The sequence below is a fragment of the uncultured Cellulomonas sp. genome, from assembly GCF_963527515.1.
GTDB lineage: Bacteria > Actinomycetota > Actinomycetes > Actinomycetales > Cellulomonadaceae > Cellulomonas.
This window is the reverse complement of sequence record NZ_CAURTV010000079.1, coordinates 1-16543: the sequence shown is the minus strand read 5'-3', so window position 1 is coordinate 16543 and position 16543 is coordinate 1. Positions and strand designations below refer to the sequence as shown.

The 16543-nt window shown below is 72.4% G+C and carries 16 protein-coding genes and 1 pseudogene; 10 read left to right on the top strand and 7 right to left on the bottom strand.

Annotated features, from left to right (window positions below; translation table 11 throughout):
* The 3 genes and pseudogenes from RYN42_RS15295 to RYN42_RS15285 form a co-directional block, all read right to left on the bottom strand.
* A pseudogene (locus RYN42_RS15295) lies at positions 1-303 on the bottom strand (hypothetical protein); the annotation flags it as partial.
* A 273-nt stretch (positions 304-576) separates the two neighbouring features.
* Entirely contained in the window at positions 577-1152 is a 576-nt protein-coding gene (locus tag RYN42_RS15290) for an NYN domain-containing protein (protein ID WP_315097553.1), read from the bottom strand.
* 70 nt (positions 1153-1222) lie between these two features.
* The gene (locus RYN42_RS15285) at positions 1223-2677 is read right to left on the bottom strand and encodes an endo-1,4-beta-xylanase (protein WP_315097551.1); all 1455 of its coding nucleotides are present in this window, start codon (positions 2675-2677) and stop codon (positions 1223-1225) included.
* Between the two features lie 189 nt (positions 2678-2866).
* Between RYN42_RS15285 and RYN42_RS15280 the strand changes: the two genes are divergently transcribed.
* Complete coding sequence (locus RYN42_RS15280; protein ID WP_315097549.1) at positions 2867-3343, top strand: MarR family winged helix-turn-helix transcriptional regulator; 477 nt, start codon at positions 2867-2869, stop codon at positions 3341-3343.
* 3 nt (positions 3344-3346) lie between these two features.
* On the opposite strand, the gene RYN42_RS15275 is transcribed toward RYN42_RS15280, so the two are convergent.
* Positions 3347-4219 (bottom strand): serine/threonine-protein kinase, encoded by an 873-nt coding sequence (locus RYN42_RS15275; RefSeq protein WP_315097548.1) that lies wholly within the window; start codon positions 4217-4219, stop codon positions 3347-3349.
* A 169-nt stretch (positions 4220-4388) separates the two neighbouring features.
* Here RYN42_RS15275 and RYN42_RS15270 point away from each other — a divergent pair, with 169 nt between their 5' ends.
* The 8 genes from RYN42_RS15270 (at position 4389) to RYN42_RS15235 (ending at position 13172) form a co-directional block, all read left to right on the top strand.
* Positions 4389-5417, top strand: coding sequence for a LacI family DNA-binding transcriptional regulator (locus tag RYN42_RS15270; protein ID WP_315097546.1), 1029 nt, complete (start codon positions 4389-4391; stop codon positions 5415-5417).
* 249 nt (positions 5418-5666) lie between these two features.
* Positions 5667-7298 (top strand): glycoside hydrolase family 13 protein, encoded by a 1632-nt coding sequence (locus tag RYN42_RS15265; RefSeq protein WP_315097544.1) that lies wholly within the window; start codon positions 5667-5669, stop codon positions 7296-7298.
* Positions 7299-7403: 105 nt separating this feature from the next.
* Positions 7404-8801, top strand: a complete 1398-nt coding sequence (locus RYN42_RS15260; RefSeq protein ID WP_315097541.1) for an extracellular solute-binding protein — start codon at positions 7404-7406, stop codon at positions 8799-8801.
* An 80-nt stretch (positions 8802-8881) separates the two neighbouring features.
* A complete protein-coding gene (locus RYN42_RS15255; protein WP_315097539.1) occupies positions 8882-9811 on the top strand; it encodes a sugar ABC transporter permease in 930 nt (309 codons plus the stop codon).
* Positions 9808-10776: a carbohydrate ABC transporter permease gene (locus RYN42_RS15250; protein WP_315097537.1), complete on the top strand. Its 969-nt coding sequence runs from the start codon at positions 9808-9810 to the stop codon at positions 10774-10776. Before RYN42_RS15255 ends, RYN42_RS15250 begins: the two co-directional genes overlap by 4 nt.
* A 122-nt stretch (positions 10777-10898) precedes the next feature.
* Positions 10899-12086: a ferrochelatase gene (locus tag RYN42_RS15245; protein WP_315097555.1), complete on the top strand. Its 1188-nt coding sequence runs from the start codon at positions 10899-10901 to the stop codon at positions 12084-12086.
* Positions 12087-12110: 24 nt separating this feature from the next.
* A complete protein-coding gene (gene hemQ, locus RYN42_RS15240; RefSeq protein ID WP_315097535.1) occupies positions 12111-12803 on the top strand; it encodes a hydrogen peroxide-dependent heme synthase in 693 nt (230 codons plus the stop codon).
* Positions 12804-12815: 12 nt separating this feature from the next.
* Positions 12816-13172, top strand: a complete 357-nt coding sequence (locus RYN42_RS15235; RefSeq protein ID WP_315097533.1) for an META domain-containing protein — start codon at positions 12816-12818, stop codon at positions 13170-13172.
* Here RYN42_RS15235 and RYN42_RS15230 read toward each other — a convergent pair.
* The 3 genes from RYN42_RS15230 to RYN42_RS15220 form a co-directional block, all read right to left on the bottom strand.
* Positions 13169-14221: an MsnO8 family LLM class oxidoreductase gene (locus tag RYN42_RS15230; RefSeq protein ID WP_315097532.1), complete on the bottom strand. Its 1053-nt coding sequence runs from the start codon at positions 14219-14221 to the stop codon at positions 13169-13171. The genes RYN42_RS15235 and RYN42_RS15230 overlap by 4 nt on opposite strands.
* A gap of 40 nt (positions 14222-14261) precedes the next feature.
* Positions 14262-15533 carry a Glu/Leu/Phe/Val dehydrogenase gene (locus RYN42_RS15225; protein WP_315097530.1) on the bottom strand — a complete coding sequence of 424 codons (1272 nt, stop codon included), beginning with the start codon at positions 15531-15533 and terminating at the stop codon, positions 14262-14264.
* A gap of 74 nt (positions 15534-15607) precedes the next feature.
* Positions 15608-16021, bottom strand: a complete 414-nt coding sequence (locus RYN42_RS15220; protein WP_315097528.1) for a hypothetical protein — start codon at positions 16019-16021, stop codon at positions 15608-15610.
* Positions 16022-16245: 224 nt separating this feature from the next.
* Between RYN42_RS15220 and RYN42_RS15215 the strand changes: the two genes are divergently transcribed.
* The coding region (locus tag RYN42_RS15215) for a hypothetical protein (protein ID WP_315097526.1) at positions 16246-16543 on the top strand (298 nt) is incomplete at its 3' end.

The window sequence follows — 16543 nt, the reverse complement described above, 5'->3', positions numbered from 1 at the left end:
ACGGCCGCGGGCCAGGCCGGCCACCGCGAGGCACAGGACGATGACGACGAGCACGGCGACGGCGCGCCCGGCCGCGGCGTCGGGAAGGGCGGCGGCGCGCAGCGCGTAGCCGATCCAGGCGGCCACGAAGCCGACGGCGAAGCCGGCGGCGCGCTGGCCCGGGGTGCGGTCGGGCACCAGGCCCAGGGCCCCACCGAGCGCGGCGCCGAGCAGGGCGACGCTCTGCAGCTCGGGGCCGGAGAACAGGACGATCGCCGTCGTGAGGAGTGCGAGGACGAGCCCCGCCAGGATGTGACGCTTCATGACCACCTCGTCGTGGTGCTGGTGCTTGTCCCGAGCGGGCGGCCCGCTCGGGCAGTGCGGCCGGTATGTGTGGCCGCCCGAGGCCTTGTGACCTGCGCCGTCACCGTTGACGGGGCAGCTCACCGGCTTCTCGGGCGGGACCAGCGCACTGTCTACCAGTGCCCCAAGCACCTGAGCCACGCGGTACTAGGTAAATCCGGACGGGTACCAGGTACATCGTTATGGGCCCGTGACCTAGGTCCCTTGTCCGCGGCCCGGGGGCCCGGACAGGGCTCAGAGGTAGCGCAGCGGGTCGAACTCCTCGAGCGGGATGATCCGCAGGCGCGGCAGCTGCACGTTGAACGCGGCCACGTCGCCCTCGAGGTCGAACGTCTCCAGGCCGCGGGCGACGAGGGCGGAGAGCTGGGTGCTGGTGAACTCGCGGAAGGCGAGCAGGCCGACGCGGCGCTCCTCGTCGTCGACGAGCACCTCCAGCTCGGGGGCGAAGTCACCGTCGTGGCTGGCCAGGAGCACGTCGCCACCCCGGCCCGCGATCGCCGCGAGGGTGCGCTTGATGCCGATGTCGACGACCTTCTCGTACGACTCGCCGGACAGCGGGATCGGCTGGAACCCGATGGCCAGGAGCGCCTGCACGAACGACATGGGCAACGAGCCGCTGGAGGCGTTGAGGAAGAACAGTGCCTTGACGGGCTGGTCCCACGTCTGCTGCGCGAAGGTCAGCACGCGCTCCCAGCGCGGCCGCTGCTCCGGGGTGGGCCGTCCGCCGAGGATCGAGGAACCGAGCGTGGCGTCGATGTTCTCGCCGTCCACCAGCAGGTACGTGGTGCGGGGGGCCGCCTCGGTCGTCATCGCGTCAGCGTATCGGGACCGGGCGCGCAGCCGGCCCGGGACCCGACGAGGGGTCCCGGGCCGGCATGCGTCACGCGACCGTGCAGGCCGTGCCGTTGAGCGCGAACGCGCTCGGCGCGGTGTTGGTGCCGTTGTGCGAGCCGTTGAAGCCGAACTGCTGGCTGCTGCCCGGCGCGATGCTGCCGTTCCACGGGGCGTTCTTCACGGTCACCGCGGAGCCCGACTGCGTGGTGACCGAGCTCCACGCCTGCGTCACCGACTGGCCCGCCGGGAAGCTGAACGTGAGCGTCCAGCCGTTGATCGGGGTGCTCGACGAGTTCTTCACCGTGACGTTCGCGGTGAAGCCGGTGTTCCACTGGTTGACGCCGTAGGTGACCTGGCAGCCCCCGGTGGGGGTGACCGGCGGCGTCGTGACCGGCGGGGTGGTCACGGGCGGGGTGGTGACCGGGGGCGTCGTCGGCGTGATCCCGCCGAACGCGGACGCGATGGCGTCGTACGCCGGCTTCTTGGCGTAGTTGGTGTCCCACACCAGCGCGGCCCCCTGGCCCGGGAACGTGTCCGGGACCCACGAGTACTTGTCGGTGATGCCCCAGATGGTCACGCCCTGGCAGCGGCTGACCGCGTTGCAGATCTGGAAGATCTTCTTGAAGTCGGCCGCCTGGGTGGCCAGCTTGGTGGCGTCCGAGGGGGTCTGCATCCGGATGTCGAGCTCGGTGATGCGCACGTCGACGCCCAGGTCGGCGAAGCGCTGCAGGTTCTGCTGCATGGTGGACGGGACCTGCCCGATGATCAGGTGCGACTGGAACCCGACGCAGTCGATGGGCACGCCGCGCGCCTTGAAGTCGCTGACCAGGTTGTAGATCGCGGTGCTCTTGGCGTTGATCGCGTCGGTGTTGTAGTCGTTGATGCAGAGCTTGGCCGTGGGGTCCGCGGCCCGCGCCGCACGGAACGCCGTCTCGATGTAGCCGTTGCCCAGCTTCTGCTGGAACGGGGAGTCGGAGCGGCGCTCGCCGTTCTCACCGAACGCCTCGTTGACCACGTCCCAGGACGAGACCTTGCCCTTGAAGTGCGTCGCGACGTTGGTGACGTGGTTGGTCATCGCGTTCTGCAGCGCGGTGCCGGACAGGTTGTTCACCCAGCCCGGCAGCTGCGAGTGCCAGACCAGCGTGTGCCCATACAGCTCCTTGCCGCTGCTGGCGGCATAGCTCGCCACCTGGTCGCCCGCGCCGTAGCTGAACGAGTTCTGGGACGGCTCGGTGGCGTCCCACTTCATCGCGTTCTCGGCGACGACGAGGTTGAACTCGCTGTCGGCGATCGACTTGTAGGCCGACTCCGAGAGGCGGTCGGGGGCGAGCGCGAAGCCGATGTCCTTGCCGGCCGCCGTCGCCAGGTCCTTGAGGCTCGATGCTGCCTGGGCCGTGGTCGCGACTGCCGAGCCGACGGCGATCGTGGCCGTGAGCGCGAGGACCGCGGTGATCGCGGCCGTGCGTCGGCGGGGTGGTGCGGGGGGGCGTGTGCCAGCCATGGGGGTTCCTCCTCGTTGAGCCAGTGCCGGATCGCACAGTGGTCCCCGGTGGTCCCAGCCGCGAGGCACCGAAACATTTCAGTGACGGGCGCGCGACACTTTCGATAGCGGTGTGCCGGAACACCGGCCGCCACCTCGCGGTTGAGGCGAAGATCGATGCGTACGCATCGATCGTGCGAGGAGTGGTGGATGGTGGACGAGAAGCCCGACCTGCCCGGCACGCGGGAGGCCGCAGAGGCGTGGGAGTCGCTGTTCCGCGCCCAGGTGGCTCTGATGCGGCGGTTCTCGCGCGACGACGTCTGGGGTGACCTGAGCATCCGCGAGTACGACGTCCTGTTCACCCTGTCCCGGTGGCCCGACGGCACGGCGCGGCTCAAGGACCTGGGCGAGGACAGCCTGCTGACGCAGCCGAGCCTGTCGCGCCTGGTGGAGCGGCTCGAGCACGACGGGCTGGTGCAGCGCCGGCCCGTCCCCGGTGACGCACGGGGGGTGGCGGTCGGCCTGACCGCGCAGGGGAGGCGGGTGCAGCGGGAGATCGGGCGTCGCCACGTCCGCTCGATCCGGCGACTCGTGGGCGGCGCCCTGGACGCCGAGGAGTTGGCCACGCTGCGCGCCCTGACCGACAAGCTGCGCGCCGCACAGGCCGGGATCCCCGACCCGTCGTAGCGCTCAGCCGCGCAGCGCCCGGAGCTCGGCGGCGACCGCGGCGGGGGCCGGGCGCGCGGACGGGTCCTCGGCGGTCATCGCGCGCAGCAGCAGGTTCCAGTCACGTCCGAACCGTTCCGGCACCTCGACCGGCTCCAGCAGGCGGGCGAGCGAGCTGCTGAGCGGGTCGCCCGGGTAGGCGCGCTCCCCGGTGAGGCACTCGAGCAGCACCAGGCCGAGGGAGTAGACGTCGCTGGCCGGTCCGGCCGAGCGACCGAGCGCCTGCTCGGGGCTCTGGTACCCGGCCGTGCCGGACGTCCCGCGCGGTGCCAGCGGTGCGCTGGCCGTGGTCACGGCGATGCCGAAGTCGGCCAGCACGACGGGCAGCCAGGGGGCGTCGCGGGCGCCCCCGGCGGGCCGGTCGAGGATCCGGTCGGTGGCGACCAGGACGTTCGAGGGCTTGACGTCGCGGTGCACCACCCCGGCGGCGTGGGCGTGGCCGAGCGCCAGCGCGAGCTGCCGGCCGACGTCCGCGACGAGAGCGGGCGCCAGCGGCCCCTGAGCGATCGTGTCCCGCAGGGTCTGGCCGTCGACCAGCTCCATGACCAGGAACGCCACGGGACCGCCGTCGGGTAGAACGTCCGCGCCGACGTCCAGCAGGGCGACGAGGCTCGGGTGCGCCAGCGAGGACAGCACGCGGGCCTCCTGGGCGTAGCGCCGGATCTCGTCCGGGGACGCCGAGCCGATGGAGAAGAGCTTGAGCGCCACAGGCCGCTGCAGGCGGGCGTCGGTGGCCCGGAAGACCTCGCCCGAGCCGCCCCGCCCGAGCTGCTGCTCGAGGTGGTAGCGCCGTCCGAGCGCGGGGCTCGCCGGCGGGCGGGACTCGGTCGACGGCACTGAGGGACCTGTCTGTCGGGGGCGGCCTGTCCGGGTGCAGCAGGCAGGTCCGACGGTAGAAGCACTCTGTCCGCCGCGCACCCCGGGCACGCGCATCCGGGTGACGGCACGCGAGCCGCTTGCAGGACGCTGCAAGCCACTTGCAGGACTGCGCAGTACAGTGACAGCCATGTCGCGGCGACTCGCAGAGGTAGCACGCAAGGTCGGTGTCTCCGAGGCGACCGTGAGCCGGGTGCTGAACGGCAAGCCCGGCGTGTCGGAGACGACGCGGGAGGCCGTCCTGACGGCGCTCGACGTGCTCGGGTACGAGCGGCCCACCAAGCTGCGCGGCGAGCGTGCGCGGCTGGTCGGCCTCGTGCTCCCCGAGCTGCAGAACCCGATCTTCCCCGCGTTCGCCGAGGTGGTCGGCGGGGCGCTGGCGCAGCAGGGGTTCACGCCCGTCCTGTGCACCCAGACCGCGGGCGGCGTCTCCGAGGCCGACTACGTCGAGCTGCTCCTGGGCCAGCAGGTCTCCGGGATCGTCTTCGCCGGCGGGCACTACGCCCAGCGCGACGCCTCGCACGGGCACTACGAACGGCTCACGGGACGCCACCTGCCGGTGGTCCTCATCAACGCCTCGATCGAGGAGCTCCCGTTCCCGCGCGTGTCGTGCGACGACGAGGTGGCCATCGAGCAGGCGGTCGGGCACCTCGCCTCGCTCGGCCACACGAAGATCGGCCTGGTCCTGGGGCCGGTGGACCACGTACCGTCCGAGCGCAAGCTGCGTGCCGCCCACGCGATCACGCAGCGGCTGGGCATCGAGCTCGGCGAGCACCAGGTGGTCCGCAGCGCGTACTCGCTGGAGAGCGGTCAGGCCGCGGGCAACCGGCTCCTGCGCGAGGGCGTCACGGGGATCGTCTGCGCGAGCGACCCCCTCGCGCTCGGGGTGATCCGGGCCGCACGGCGAGCCGGGCTGCGCGTCCCCGACGACGTCTCGGTGGTCGGCTACGACGACTCCGCCTTCATGAGCTGCACCGAGCCGCCGCTGACCACCGTCCGCCAGCCGATCGAGCCCATGGGCCGCGCGGCCATCGACCTGCTGGTCAGCCAGATCCACGGCACCGCGGTGCCGCAGGACGAGCTGCTCTTCGAGCCGGAGCTCGTGGTCCGCGGCTCGACCGGGCCCGCCCCGGCGCAGCCGGTGACCGTCGCCGGCTGACCCTCAGTCCCGCCCAGACCCCGTCCCGCCACCCTGCGTGGGGCGGGGTCTGTGCCGTCTCCTCCCCATTCAGCGTCGTCTCGGTCACGCTTCGATAACTGTCTTGTCAGTTTCTTGCGTGGATCCAGTCGCGTCCTTTAGTGTCTGGCTACGCGACAGGGCCGTCACGAGAGGGCGCGGTCGCAGGTTCGAGCACAGGACGAGCGGCTCCGGCGACGACGACGGCGGCCCACGAGAGACGAGACACGAGTGGCGCAGGCGCAGCCGGAGACCGACCCGCAGTGGTGGCGCGGAGCGGTGATCTACCAGGTCTACCCCCGCAGCTTCGCCGACGGGAACGGCGACGGCACCGGTGACCTGGCCGGCCTGCGCGCGCGCCTGCCGTACCTGCGGGACCTGGGCGTCGACGCCATCTGGGTCACCCCCTGGTACGTCTCGCCGCTCGCGGACGGCGGCTACGACGTGGCCGACTATCGCGCGATCGACCCCGCCTTCGGCACCCTCGAGGAGGCCGAGCAGGTCATCGCGGAGGCGCTCGCGCTCGGCATCCGCACCGTGATCGACGTCGTGCCCAACCACGTCTCCGACCAGCACGAGTGGTTCCAGGCGGCGCTCGCCGCGGGACCGGGGTCGCCCGAGCGGGAGCGGTTCTGGTTCCACCCCGGCAAGGGCGAGCACGGAAAGCAGATCCCCACCGACTGGGTCTCCGACTTCCAGGGCAGCACGTGGACGCGCACCACCGACCCGGACGGCACGCCCGGCGAGTGGTACCTGCACCTCTTCGCTCCGCAGCAGCCCGACCTCAACTGGTCGCACCCGGACGTCGTGGCGGAGTTCGAGTCGGTGCTGCGCTTCTGGTTCGACCGGGGCGTCGCCGGCATCCGCATCGACTCCGCCGCCCTGCTGGTCAAGGACCCCGAGCTCCCCGAGGTCCCGCTGGACCCCGGCCCGGGGGAGCACCCGCACGTCGACCGGGACGAGCTGCACGACGTCTACCGGGGCTGGCGGGCCGTCGCCGACTCCTACCCGGGCACCCGGATCCTCGTCGGCGAGGTCTGGCTGCAGGACAAGGCCCGCTTCGCGCAGTACCTGAGGTCCGACGAGATGCACACCGCGTTCAACTTCGACTTCATGGCGCGGCCGTGGGACGCCAAGCAGCTGCGTGAGTCGATCGACATCACCCTGGCCGCCCACGGCCCGGTCGGCGCACCCGCCACGTGGGTGCTGTCCAACCACGACGTCACGCGGCCGGTCACCCGGTACGGCCGCGAGGACACGTCGTTCGCGTTCACCGCGAAGCGCTTCGGCACGCCGACCGACCTGGGCGTCGGACGGCGTCGAGCACGGGCAGCGGCGCTCCTCACCGCTGCCCTGCCCGGGTCGCTGTACGTCTACCAGGGCGACGAGCTCGGTCTGCCGGAGGTCGAGGACCTGCCGCTCGACCTGCTCCAGGACCCGATGCACTTCCGTTCCGAGGGTGTCGACCCCGGCCGGGACGGCTGCCGCGTGCCGCTGCCCTGGTCGGGCGACCGCGCCCCCTACGGGTTCGGGTCCGGCGGGTCGTGGCTCCCGCAGCCGCCGGCCTGGGCCGGCCTGACCGTCACGGCGCAGGAGGCGGACCCGTCCTCGACGCTGCGCCTGTACCGCGACCTGCTGGCGATCCGCCGGTCCGAGCCCGCGCTGGGCGACGGGCCGATGCGGTGGATCGACAGCCCCGACGACGTGCTCGCGTTCGCCCGCGGCGATCTCGTCTGCGTCGTCAACCTGGGCGACGAGCCCGCCGCCCTGCCCGCCCACACCGATGTCCTGCTCTCGAGCGCCCCGCTCGAGGCAGGCCTGCTGCCGCGCGACACCGCCGCGTGGCTGCGCACCCCCGCCTGACCCGACCGCACCACCAGACCGCACCACCAGACCGCACCACCTGACCGCAGCACCAGATCGCGACCTGGCACCCCGTCCGGCGCGTTCCCTCACGAAGGAGTGACGATGAGGTCCTCACGCACCACCGCGCTCGCCATGGCCGGTGTGCTCTCCCTCGGCCTGCTGGCCGCCTGCAGCACCGACGACGACCCCTCGGGCGACTCGACCGAGTCGGCCGGAGACACGGTCTCGATCACCGTCGCCGGCCTCCAGCCCGGTGCCGAGCAGACCGCCGTCGACGCGCTGAACGAGCGCGTCGAGCAGTTCGAGGCCAAGTACCCCGACATCGACGTCGAGACGCAGGAGTACAACTGGCTGGCGTCGACCTTCGCGGCCGACCTCGCCGGCGGCACGCTGCCCGACGTGTTCGAGGTCCCCGCCACGGACACCAAGGTGCTCATCCAGAACGGCCAGATCGCCGACATCGACGAGCAGGTCAAGCAGCTGTCCTACGCGGGCGACTTCAACCCGGAGGTGCTCGCCGCCGGGCTCAGCGACGACGGGAAGGTCTACGCGGTCCCCGCCAAGTCGATCTACGCCGTGGCGCTGCACTACAACCGCAAGCTGTTCACGGACGCAGGCCTGGACCCGGACAAGCCCCCGACGACGTGGGACGAGGTCCGCACGGCCGCGAAGGCAATCACGGACGCGACCGGCGTGCCGGGCTACGCGATGATGGCGCTCGACAACGCCGGCGGCTGGCAGCTCACCGCAGCGGCGTACTCGCGCGGCGGTCGCACGCAGGTGCTCGACGGCGACAGCTACGAGGCCACGCTGACGGACCCGGCGGTCAAGGAGTCGCTGGAGTTCCTCGGTGACCTCAAGGCGGACGGGTCGCTCCTGGCGAACACCCAGCTGGGCTGGGGCGACGTCAACTCCGGCTTCGCGGCGGGCCAGTTCGCGATGTACACCTCGGGCTCGGACATCTACACGGCGCTGGTGCAGAACAACGGCGTCACCGCGGACAACCTGGACTACGGGCTGACCGCGCTGCCGAACGAGGGCGACGACTCCGGGACGCTCGGCGGCGGCACCTACGCCGCCGTGGCGCCGCAGGCGACCGACGAGGAGAAGGACGCCGCGGTCAAGTGGATCGACTTCTGGTACCTGTCCAAGCTGGTGGACCAGGACCAGGCCGTGGCCGACGCCAAGATCCTCGCGGAGCAGTCGCCCCCGCAGGCCGTCGGGACGCCCACGCTCCCGATCTTCAGCAAGGAGCAGTACGAGACCTCGCTGGGCTGGATCGAGGAGTACGTCAACGTCCCGCTCGACCACATGGCCGGCTACACGGACGTCATGTTCACCCAGCCCGTCATCCCCGAGGCCGCCCGCGCGACGCAGGAGACCTACGGCCTGCTGTTCCCGATCGTGCAGGCCGTCATGACGGACCCGGGAGTGGACCTGGACGCGCTGCTCGCCGACGCCAACGAGCAGTCCCAGGCCCTGATCGACCAGGCCGGCTGACACGGACGGTGCCCGGCCCGGGTCCGTCCCGGGTCGGGCACCATCGTCCTGTCAGCGTCGACGCACGAGAGAAGGACCGCATGACCTCCCACAGCCTTGCCGAGACCCCGGTCCGGAGACGCACCCCGGCGACCTGGGTGCGCGGCGGCGGCCTGACCACCCTGGTGTTCGCCCTGCCGCTGCTGGTGATCTTCGGGGTCTTCTCGTGGGCGCCCATCGTCAAGGCGGTGGTGATGAGCTTCCAGAAGACGAACCTCATCGTCACCCAGTGGGTGGGCCTGGAGAACTTCCAGCGCGTCTTCGCCGACCCCGTGCTTCCGATGGCCGTGCGCAACACCGCGTACTTCGCGCTCCTGGCGCTGATCTTCGGGTACCCGGTGCCGCTGGTCGCGGCCGTGCTCATGAGCGAGGTGCGGCGGGCGAAGGGGCTGTTCTCCGCGCTCGCCTACCTGCCGGTCGTCGTGCCGCCGGTGGTCGCCGTGCTGCTGTGGAAGTTCTTCTACGACCCCCGCCCCGAGGGCGTGTTCAACACGCTCATCGGCTACGTCGGCATACCCCCGCAACCCTGGCTGCAGAGCGCGACGTCGGCGATGCCCTCGCTCGTGCTGGAGGCCACGTGGGCCGCCGCCGGCGGCACGGTGATCATCTACCTCGCCGCGCTCACCAGCGTCCCGACGGAGCTGTACGACGCCGCGGAGGTCGACGGCGCCTCCGTCTGGGGCAAGATCTGGCACGTCACGATGCCCCAGCTGCGCGGCGTCCTGCTCATCACGTTCATCCTGCAGATCATCGGGACCGCCCAGGTGTTCCTGGAGCCGTACCTGTTCACGGGCGGCGGGCCGGCCAACGCGACGATCTCCGTGCTCCTGCTGGTCTACCGGTACGCGTTCCAGAACAGCCTGGGCGGCAACTACGGCATGGCGACCGCGCTGAGCCTCATGCTCGCCGCGTTCCTCGCCGTCATGTCCCTGATCTACTTCCGCCTCACGCGCAGCTGGAGCACCTCGTGACCACGACCACCCCGAAGCTGCCCGAGGCGGTGCTCCCCGACGCGCCCGAGCCCGCCGCCGGCCGCACGAAGGCGAGCGCCGCGCCCGCCCAGGACCGCACCGCGCTCTCGGTGGCCGACTGGCGCCGGCCCCGCGTGCGGCGCACCTGGAACACGATGCACGTGCTGCTGCTGATCGTGCTCGTCGTGTGGTGCGTCGGCCCCCTGCTCCTGCTGGGCAAGTTCGCCATCACCCCGACGCAGGACATCCTGCGCACGCCGCTGGCGATCTTCCCGAACGGCGTGAAGTGGTCGAACCTGCACGAGGCGTGGTTCGACATCGACATCAGCAAGTACTTCGTCAACACCGTCGTGCTCGCGGCCGGGTCCTGGCTGTCTCAGATGCTCGTCGCGACGACCGGCGGGTACGTGCTGTCCGTGCTGCGGCCGCGGTGGGCGAAGTACGCGCAGGCGCTGGTGCTGGCCACGCTCTTCGTGCCCGCCGTCGTCCTCCTGGTGCCGCTCTACCTGATCATCCTGCACCCGCCCCTGATCGATCACTCGCTGGTCAACTCGTTCTGGGCGGTCTGGCTGCCGGCGGGCGCGAGCGCGTTCAACGTGGTGCTGGTGACGCGGTTCTTCGACAACCTGCCGCGGGAGATCTTCGAGGCCGCCCGGGTGGACGGCGCCGGGCCGTTCCGGCTGTTCTGGTCGATCGTGCTGCCCATGAGCAAGCCGATCCTGGGCGTCGTGTCGGTGTTCGCCGTCATCGCGTCCTGGAAGGACTTCCTGTGGCCGCTGCTGGTGCTGCGCAACCCCGACCTGCAGCCGCTGTCCGTCCGGCTGCCGTCGCTGGAGGCGACGACGGACAAGGGGACGCTCATGGCGGCGTACGCGATCGCGACCATCATCCCGATCCTCATGTTCCTGGTCTTCCAGCGGATGTTCCTGCGCGGCGCCGGCCTCGGGGGTGCCGTCAAGGGCTGAGCGGCGTTTGCTGACACCCCGTGCGTTCAAGATCACGGTCCGCCGGGGCCGCTCGCGCGGGCGCGTCCGGGAGCCGGTGGGATGATCGTCGGGTGGCCCCCGACACCGACGTGAGCACCCCCATGCCCCCCACCGGTCCGAGCCCCGTCGCCCCGTACGACGCGCTCCTGCTGTTCTCGTTCGGAGGTCCGGACGGACCCGACGACGTGCTGCCGTTCCTGCGCAACGTCACGGCCGGCAAGAACATCCCGGACGAGCGCCTCGCGGTCGTCGCCGAGCACTACCACCACTTCGGCGGGGCCAGCCCGATCAACGGCCAGAACCTCGCGCTGCAGAAGGCGCTCACCGCCGAGCTCGCCCGGCGTGGCCTGGACCTGCCGGTCGTGTGGGGCAACCGCAACTGGGAGCCGTACACGCGCGACGCCCTGTCCGCCGCCTACTCGGACGGCGCACGCCGGATGGTCGCGGTGGTCACCAGCGCGTACTCGTCCTACTCGGGCTGCCGCCAGTACCGGGAGAACCTCTGGGCGTCGCTCGACGAGCTGGGTGCGGACGTGGGTCTCGGCGAGGGCGAGCACCCGCTGGTCGTCGACAAGGTGCGCTCGTACTTCAACCACCCGGGGTTCGTGCAGGCGAACGTCGACGCCGTGACCGAGGCGTTCACGTCGATCGGCCGCGACGCGCGCCTGGTGTTCGTCACGCACTCCATCCCGGACACGATGGAGGAGGCGTCGCAGGTCTCCGGCGCCACCTACTCCGCCCAGCACCTCGACGTCGCGGCCACGGTCGCCGCCGCGGTCGAGGAGCGCCTCGGCCGGCCGGTCACCTGGGACCTCACGTACTGCTCGCGCTCGGGGCCCCCCAGCCAGCCCTGGCTGGAGCCCGACGTCAACGACCACCTGGCCGTGCTCGCGGCCGACCGGGTCGAGGCGGTGGTGCTCTCCCCGATCGGCTTCGTCTCGGACCACATGGAGGTCGCGTTCGACCTCGACACCGAGGCGCTGGCCACGGCTGCCGAGCTCGGCATGGTCGCCGTCCGCGCCGACAGCGTCGGCACGCGCGAGCCGTTCGTGCGCGGGCTCGTGGACCTCGTCGTGGAACGGGCGGCGCTGGCCCGGGCGGCCGCGGAGACCGGGACGCACCCGGTCGCCGACGACCTCGTCGCGGACGCCGCCGCGAGGCCGGTGGCCGAGGCGACCGCGGGCGGGCTGCCGCCGTACCGGTCCGTCTGCCGGCCGGGCTGCTGCCAGATGCGCGCCGGGACGCCCACCGGCATCCCCGCCGCCTGCTCGACCGACCCCTGGTCCTGACCCCTACCCCTGGAGCACCCCGCGATGACGCACGACGCCGACGCCCTGAACGCGACCGTCCGGTACACCATGTGGACGGTGCTCGCCCTCGAGGAGGTGCTGCCCGAGGACGACGACGAGCGCGCCGGGCTCATCGCCGCCGCGCAGGCCGCGGTCGCCGCCGACGGTCTCGTGGTCCGTGGGTGGTACGACGTCGCGGGTCTGCGGGCCGACGCCGACCTCATGGTCTGGTGGCACGCCGAGACGGTGGAGGAGGTGCAGGGCGCCTACCAGCGGCTGCGGGCCAGCGACCTCGGCCGGCACCTGCTCCCGGTGTGGTCCGTGGTCGGCCTGCACCGGCCCGCCGAGTTCAACCGCGCGCACGTCCCGGCGTTCCTGGCGGGGGAGCCGGCAGGTGCGTACATGTCCGTCTACCCGTTCGTGCGGTCCTACGACTGGTACGTGCTGCCCGAGGACGACCGCCGGCGGATGCTCGTCGAGCACGGTCAGGCGGCCCGCGGGTACGCCGACGTGCGCGCCAACACGGTCTCGGCGTTCGCGCTCGGCGACTACGAGTGGATCCTCGCCTTCGAGGCGCCGGTGCTGCACCGGATCGTCGACCTCATGCGCGACCTGCGCGCCACCGACGCGCGCCTGCACGTGCGCGAGGAGGTGCCGTTCTACACCGGCCCGCGCGTGACCCTCGAGGCGTGGGCGGACCGTCAGCCGCGCGGATGACATCATGCGGGGATGGTCGAGCTGGCGGGTACGTGGCGGTTCACGGCGCTCGAGGGCGCGCAGGTCGACGGGTCGCGCCGCGCGACCCCGTGGCTGACGTTCGACGGTGACGGACAGGTCTTCGGCCTGGCCGGCGTGAACCGCGTCCGCGGCACCTGGCGGCTGGACGGCGACACGCTCACGTTCGGTCCGGTGGTGTCCACGCTCATGGCCGGGCCGCCGGAGGCGATGACCTGCGAGCACCAGGTCCTGCGCCTACTCGGCGACCCGGTGGAGGCGAGCGCGCCCGACGGGGACACCCTCGAGCTCAGCGGCGTGGTGCAGGCCCGGCTGACCCGGGACCCGCACGCCGCCGACCAGCAGGTCTAGGCCGCCGCCGCGACCGACGGCCACCGCTCGGCCACCTGCTCGAGCGTGCCCACGCGGGTAGCGACGTCGAACGCGGTCCCCGTGATCATCAGCTCGTCGGCGCCCGTGCGGGTCACCAGCGCGGCCAGCTCCTCGACCGCGCGGTCCGCGGTCGTGGCCACCTGGGTGCCCGGCACGCGGGCGAAGAAGTCCGCGGCGGCGACCGGGTCGAGCGCGGCGAGCTCACGCGAGGCGTCCTCGGGCGACACGATCGGGCCGAGCGGCCGGCCGGTGCGCAGCGCGAGGGCCATCACGCGGCTCGGTCCCGACAGGTACTGCGCCTCGTCGTCCGAGTCGGCTACCAGCACGGACGCGGACACCATGAGCCGCGGCGCGTCGAGCACGGCCGAGGGCCGGAACGCGCGGCGGTAGGCGTCGGCGGCCTGCAGCGTGTGGCCCGTGTTGAAGTGGTGCGCGTAGCTGAACGGCAGGCCGAGCGCGCCCGCCAGCTCGGCGCTGAACGAGCTCGAGCCCAGCAGCCAGACCTGGGGCGAGGAGGTCGCGGCCGGCGTGGCCAGCAGCCGGGTCGCGCGCAGCGACGCAGCACGCCCGGCGGGCGTCTGCCCGAGCAGGGCCAGGACGTCGACGACCTCGGCCGGGAAGTCGTCGGCCCCCAGGCCCTCCACCGTGCGCCGCAGCGCCGCGGCGGTCATGGGGTCCGCGCCGGGCGCCCGGCCGATGCCCAGGTCGACGCGTCCGGGGTGCAGGGCCTCGAGCATGGCGAACTGCTCGGCGACCACCAGCGTCGGGTGGTTGGGCAGCATGACGCCGCCCGACCCGACGCGGATGCGGTCCGTGGCGGCGGCCAGGTGGGCGAGCAGGACGGCCGGGGACGTCGAGGCGACCGCGGGCATGGCGTGGTGCTCGGCCACCCAGAAGCGCGCATACCCGGCGGCGTCCGCCGCGCGAGCGAGCGTGGTCGTGGCGGCGAGCGCCTCGCCGGAGGACTGGCCGACGGCCACGGGGGAGGTGTCGAGCACGGACAGGGGCACGGGGTTCTCGCGGGTCACCTCGTGGGCAACACCCGCACCCCCGTCCGGACTCCCGTGCTCAGGGGTACAGGCCTCGGATCAGGTGCGCCTCGGCGACGCGCCGCACACCGATGGTCAGGGCGGCGTCGCGCAGCGAGATCCCCTCGGCGCTCGCCAGCGCGGCGACCGCGCGGTGCGCCGTGACCATCCGGTGCTCGAGCCGGTCCTCGATCTCCTGCTCGGTCCACCAGTACGCCTGGTTGGCCTGCACCCACTCGAAGTACGACACCACGACGCCGCCGGCGTTGGCGAGGATGTCCGGCACCACGACGACCCCCCGCTCCGCGAGCACGCGGTCGCCCTCGTGCGTCGTCGGCCCGTTGGCGGCCTCGACCACCCAGCGCGCCTTGACCCGTCCGGCGGCCTCCGCGTCGAGGACGCCCTCCACGGCGGCCGGGATGAGCAGGTCCACGTCGAGCGCGAGGAGCTCGCTGTTGTCGATCGGGCCCCCGCCGTCGAAGCCGACGACGGTGCCCGTCCGCGCCACGTGCCGCTCCAGCGCCGCGATGTCGAGGCCGTCGGCGAGCATCACGCCGCCCTGCTCGTCGCTCACCGCGACCACGCGGGTGCCTGCGTCGTGCAGGAACCGGGACGCGTGCGAGCCGACCTTGCCGAAGCCCTGGACCGCGGCGCTCACCTCGCGCAGCTGCACCCCGGCGTCGCCCAGCGCGGCCGCGGCCGAGTGCACGACCCCGCGCGAGGTCGCCGTGGCGCGGCCGAGCGAGCCGCCCACCGCCAGCGGCTTGCCCGTGGTCACCGCGGGAATGGTGTACCCGAGGTTGACCGAGTACGTGTCCATGATCCAGGCCATGGTCTGCTCGTTGGTGCCGACGTCCGGCGCCATGATGTCCCGCTCGGGACCGATGATCGGCATGATCTCGCTGGTGTAGCGCCGGGTCACGCGCTCCAGCTCCGACTGGGTGTAGAGCCGCGGGTCGATGGTGACGCCGCCCTTGGCGCCCCCGTACGGCACGTCGACGACCGCGCACTTCCAGGTCATCCACATGGCGAGCGCCCGGACCTCGTCGACGTCGACGCCGGCCGAGTAGCGCAGCCCGCCCTTGGCCGGTCCGCGGGAGATGTTGTGCTGCACGCGGTACCCGGTGAAGAGCTCGATCCGGCCGTCGTCCCTGCGCAGGGGGACGGCGACGTTCATCTCCCGCCGGGGTGTGGCGAGCATGCGGTGGAGCCCCTCGTCGTAGCCGAGGATCTCGACCGCACCGGCGAGCTGTGCCTTGGCGGTGGCGAGGGGCGTGGTCTGCTGCGGGGTCTCCGCTGTGAGGTTCGTCACGTGCCCACTGTCGCACCGCTGGGAGCCGGCGCACGACAGGCCCGCCAGGTGAGCCGGCGGTGTCCGGGTGCCGGTCAGCAGATCTGTGCGTCGTCGATCGGCTTGACCACCGAGCCGCCGAGGTGCCGCGAGCTGCGGGCGGGGACGAGCACGCAGGTGCCGAACGTGCCGTTGAGGTGCACGCCCTTGACGAAGATGTCGGTGTACCGGCAGTTGTAGACGCGCACCGTGTAGTACGTCGGGTGGTTCACGTACACGCCCGTGAGCCACTTGCAGAACGCCTCCTCACCCTCGATCGTGGCCTGCGGCCGCACGACGACGCCCGTCCCGATCCGGGCACGCAGCAGGCCCGGGTCCAGGGACTCGATGGTGGGCGAGGGGGCGTCAGCCGCGGCTGAGGGCGTGGCGGCGACCAGACCGCCGAGCACGAGGGCGAGCGTGCTCAGGACGGTGACGAGCGCGCGGCGCGCACGGGCAGGAGCGGGCATGACGGGATCTCCCAGCTGGGTCGACGGATGCGTCGGCTCATCCGCGCGTCGGTGCGTGGACGGGTTCACCCTGACGAGATGCGGCCGCGAGGTCAACCGGCATCCGAGCGACGGACATCGCACGGACGGCTCTTGACAGTCAGACTGTGGCCAGGCCGGAACCCGGCCCACCAGCACGGACAGCCTCGCCCGGGACCCGGCACGGAGGCGGAACGAGGAGCAGCATGCGCGCGACCGACGACGTCACGCAGGACGCGGTCCGGCTCGCCCGGCGGTGGCTGTCGGCGACGGCGGAGGGCCAGACGGGCAGGGAACGACGCACCACCGGCCGGCTGGCGGCACTCGTCTCGGACCCCGACGGGCTCGAGCTCGCGGTGCGGTTCGTCGACCGTGTGGCCCGCCCGCAGGACGTGCGCGTGGCGGCCCGCGAGCTTGCGGGGCTGACCGCGGGTACGGCCGCGGGCTTCCTCGGCCCCCTCGACCGGGCGATGCTCGGCGCCGGGGCGCTCGTCGCGCCGGTGC

Excerpts from the sequence above, each read along its gene's own strand:
- RYN42_RS15290 (WP_315097553.1), bottom strand. The coding sequence starts at position 1,152 with ATGACGACCGAGGCGGCCCCCCGCACCACGTACCTGCTGGTGGACGGC.
- RYN42_RS15285 (WP_315097551.1), bottom strand. The coding sequence starts at position 2,677 with ATGGCTGGCACACGCCCCCCCGCACCACCCCGCCGACGCACGGCCGCG.
- RYN42_RS15280 (WP_315097549.1), top strand. The coding sequence starts at position 2,867 with ATGGTGGACGAGAAGCCCGACCTGCCCGGCACGCGGGAGGCCGCAGAG.
- RYN42_RS15270 (WP_315097546.1), top strand. The coding sequence starts at position 4,389 with ATGTCGCGGCGACTCGCAGAGGTAGCACGCAAGGTCGGTGTCTCCGAG.
- RYN42_RS15260 (WP_315097541.1), top strand. The coding sequence starts at position 7,404 with ATGAGGTCCTCACGCACCACCGCGCTCGCCATGGCCGGTGTGCTCTCC.
- RYN42_RS15255 (WP_315097539.1), top strand. The coding sequence starts at position 8,882 with ATGACCTCCCACAGCCTTGCCGAGACCCCGGTCCGGAGACGCACCCCG.
- RYN42_RS15245 (WP_315097555.1), top strand. The coding sequence starts at position 10,899 with ATGCCCCCCACCGGTCCGAGCCCCGTCGCCCCGTACGACGCGCTCCTG.
- hemQ (WP_315097535.1), top strand. The coding sequence starts at position 12,111 with ATGACGCACGACGCCGACGCCCTGAACGCGACCGTCCGGTACACCATG.
- RYN42_RS15235 (WP_315097533.1), top strand. The coding sequence starts at position 12,816 with ATGGTCGAGCTGGCGGGTACGTGGCGGTTCACGGCGCTCGAGGGCGCG.
- RYN42_RS15220 (WP_315097528.1), bottom strand. The coding sequence starts at position 16,021 with ATGCCCGCTCCTGCCCGTGCGCGCCGCGCGCTCGTCACCGTCCTGAGC.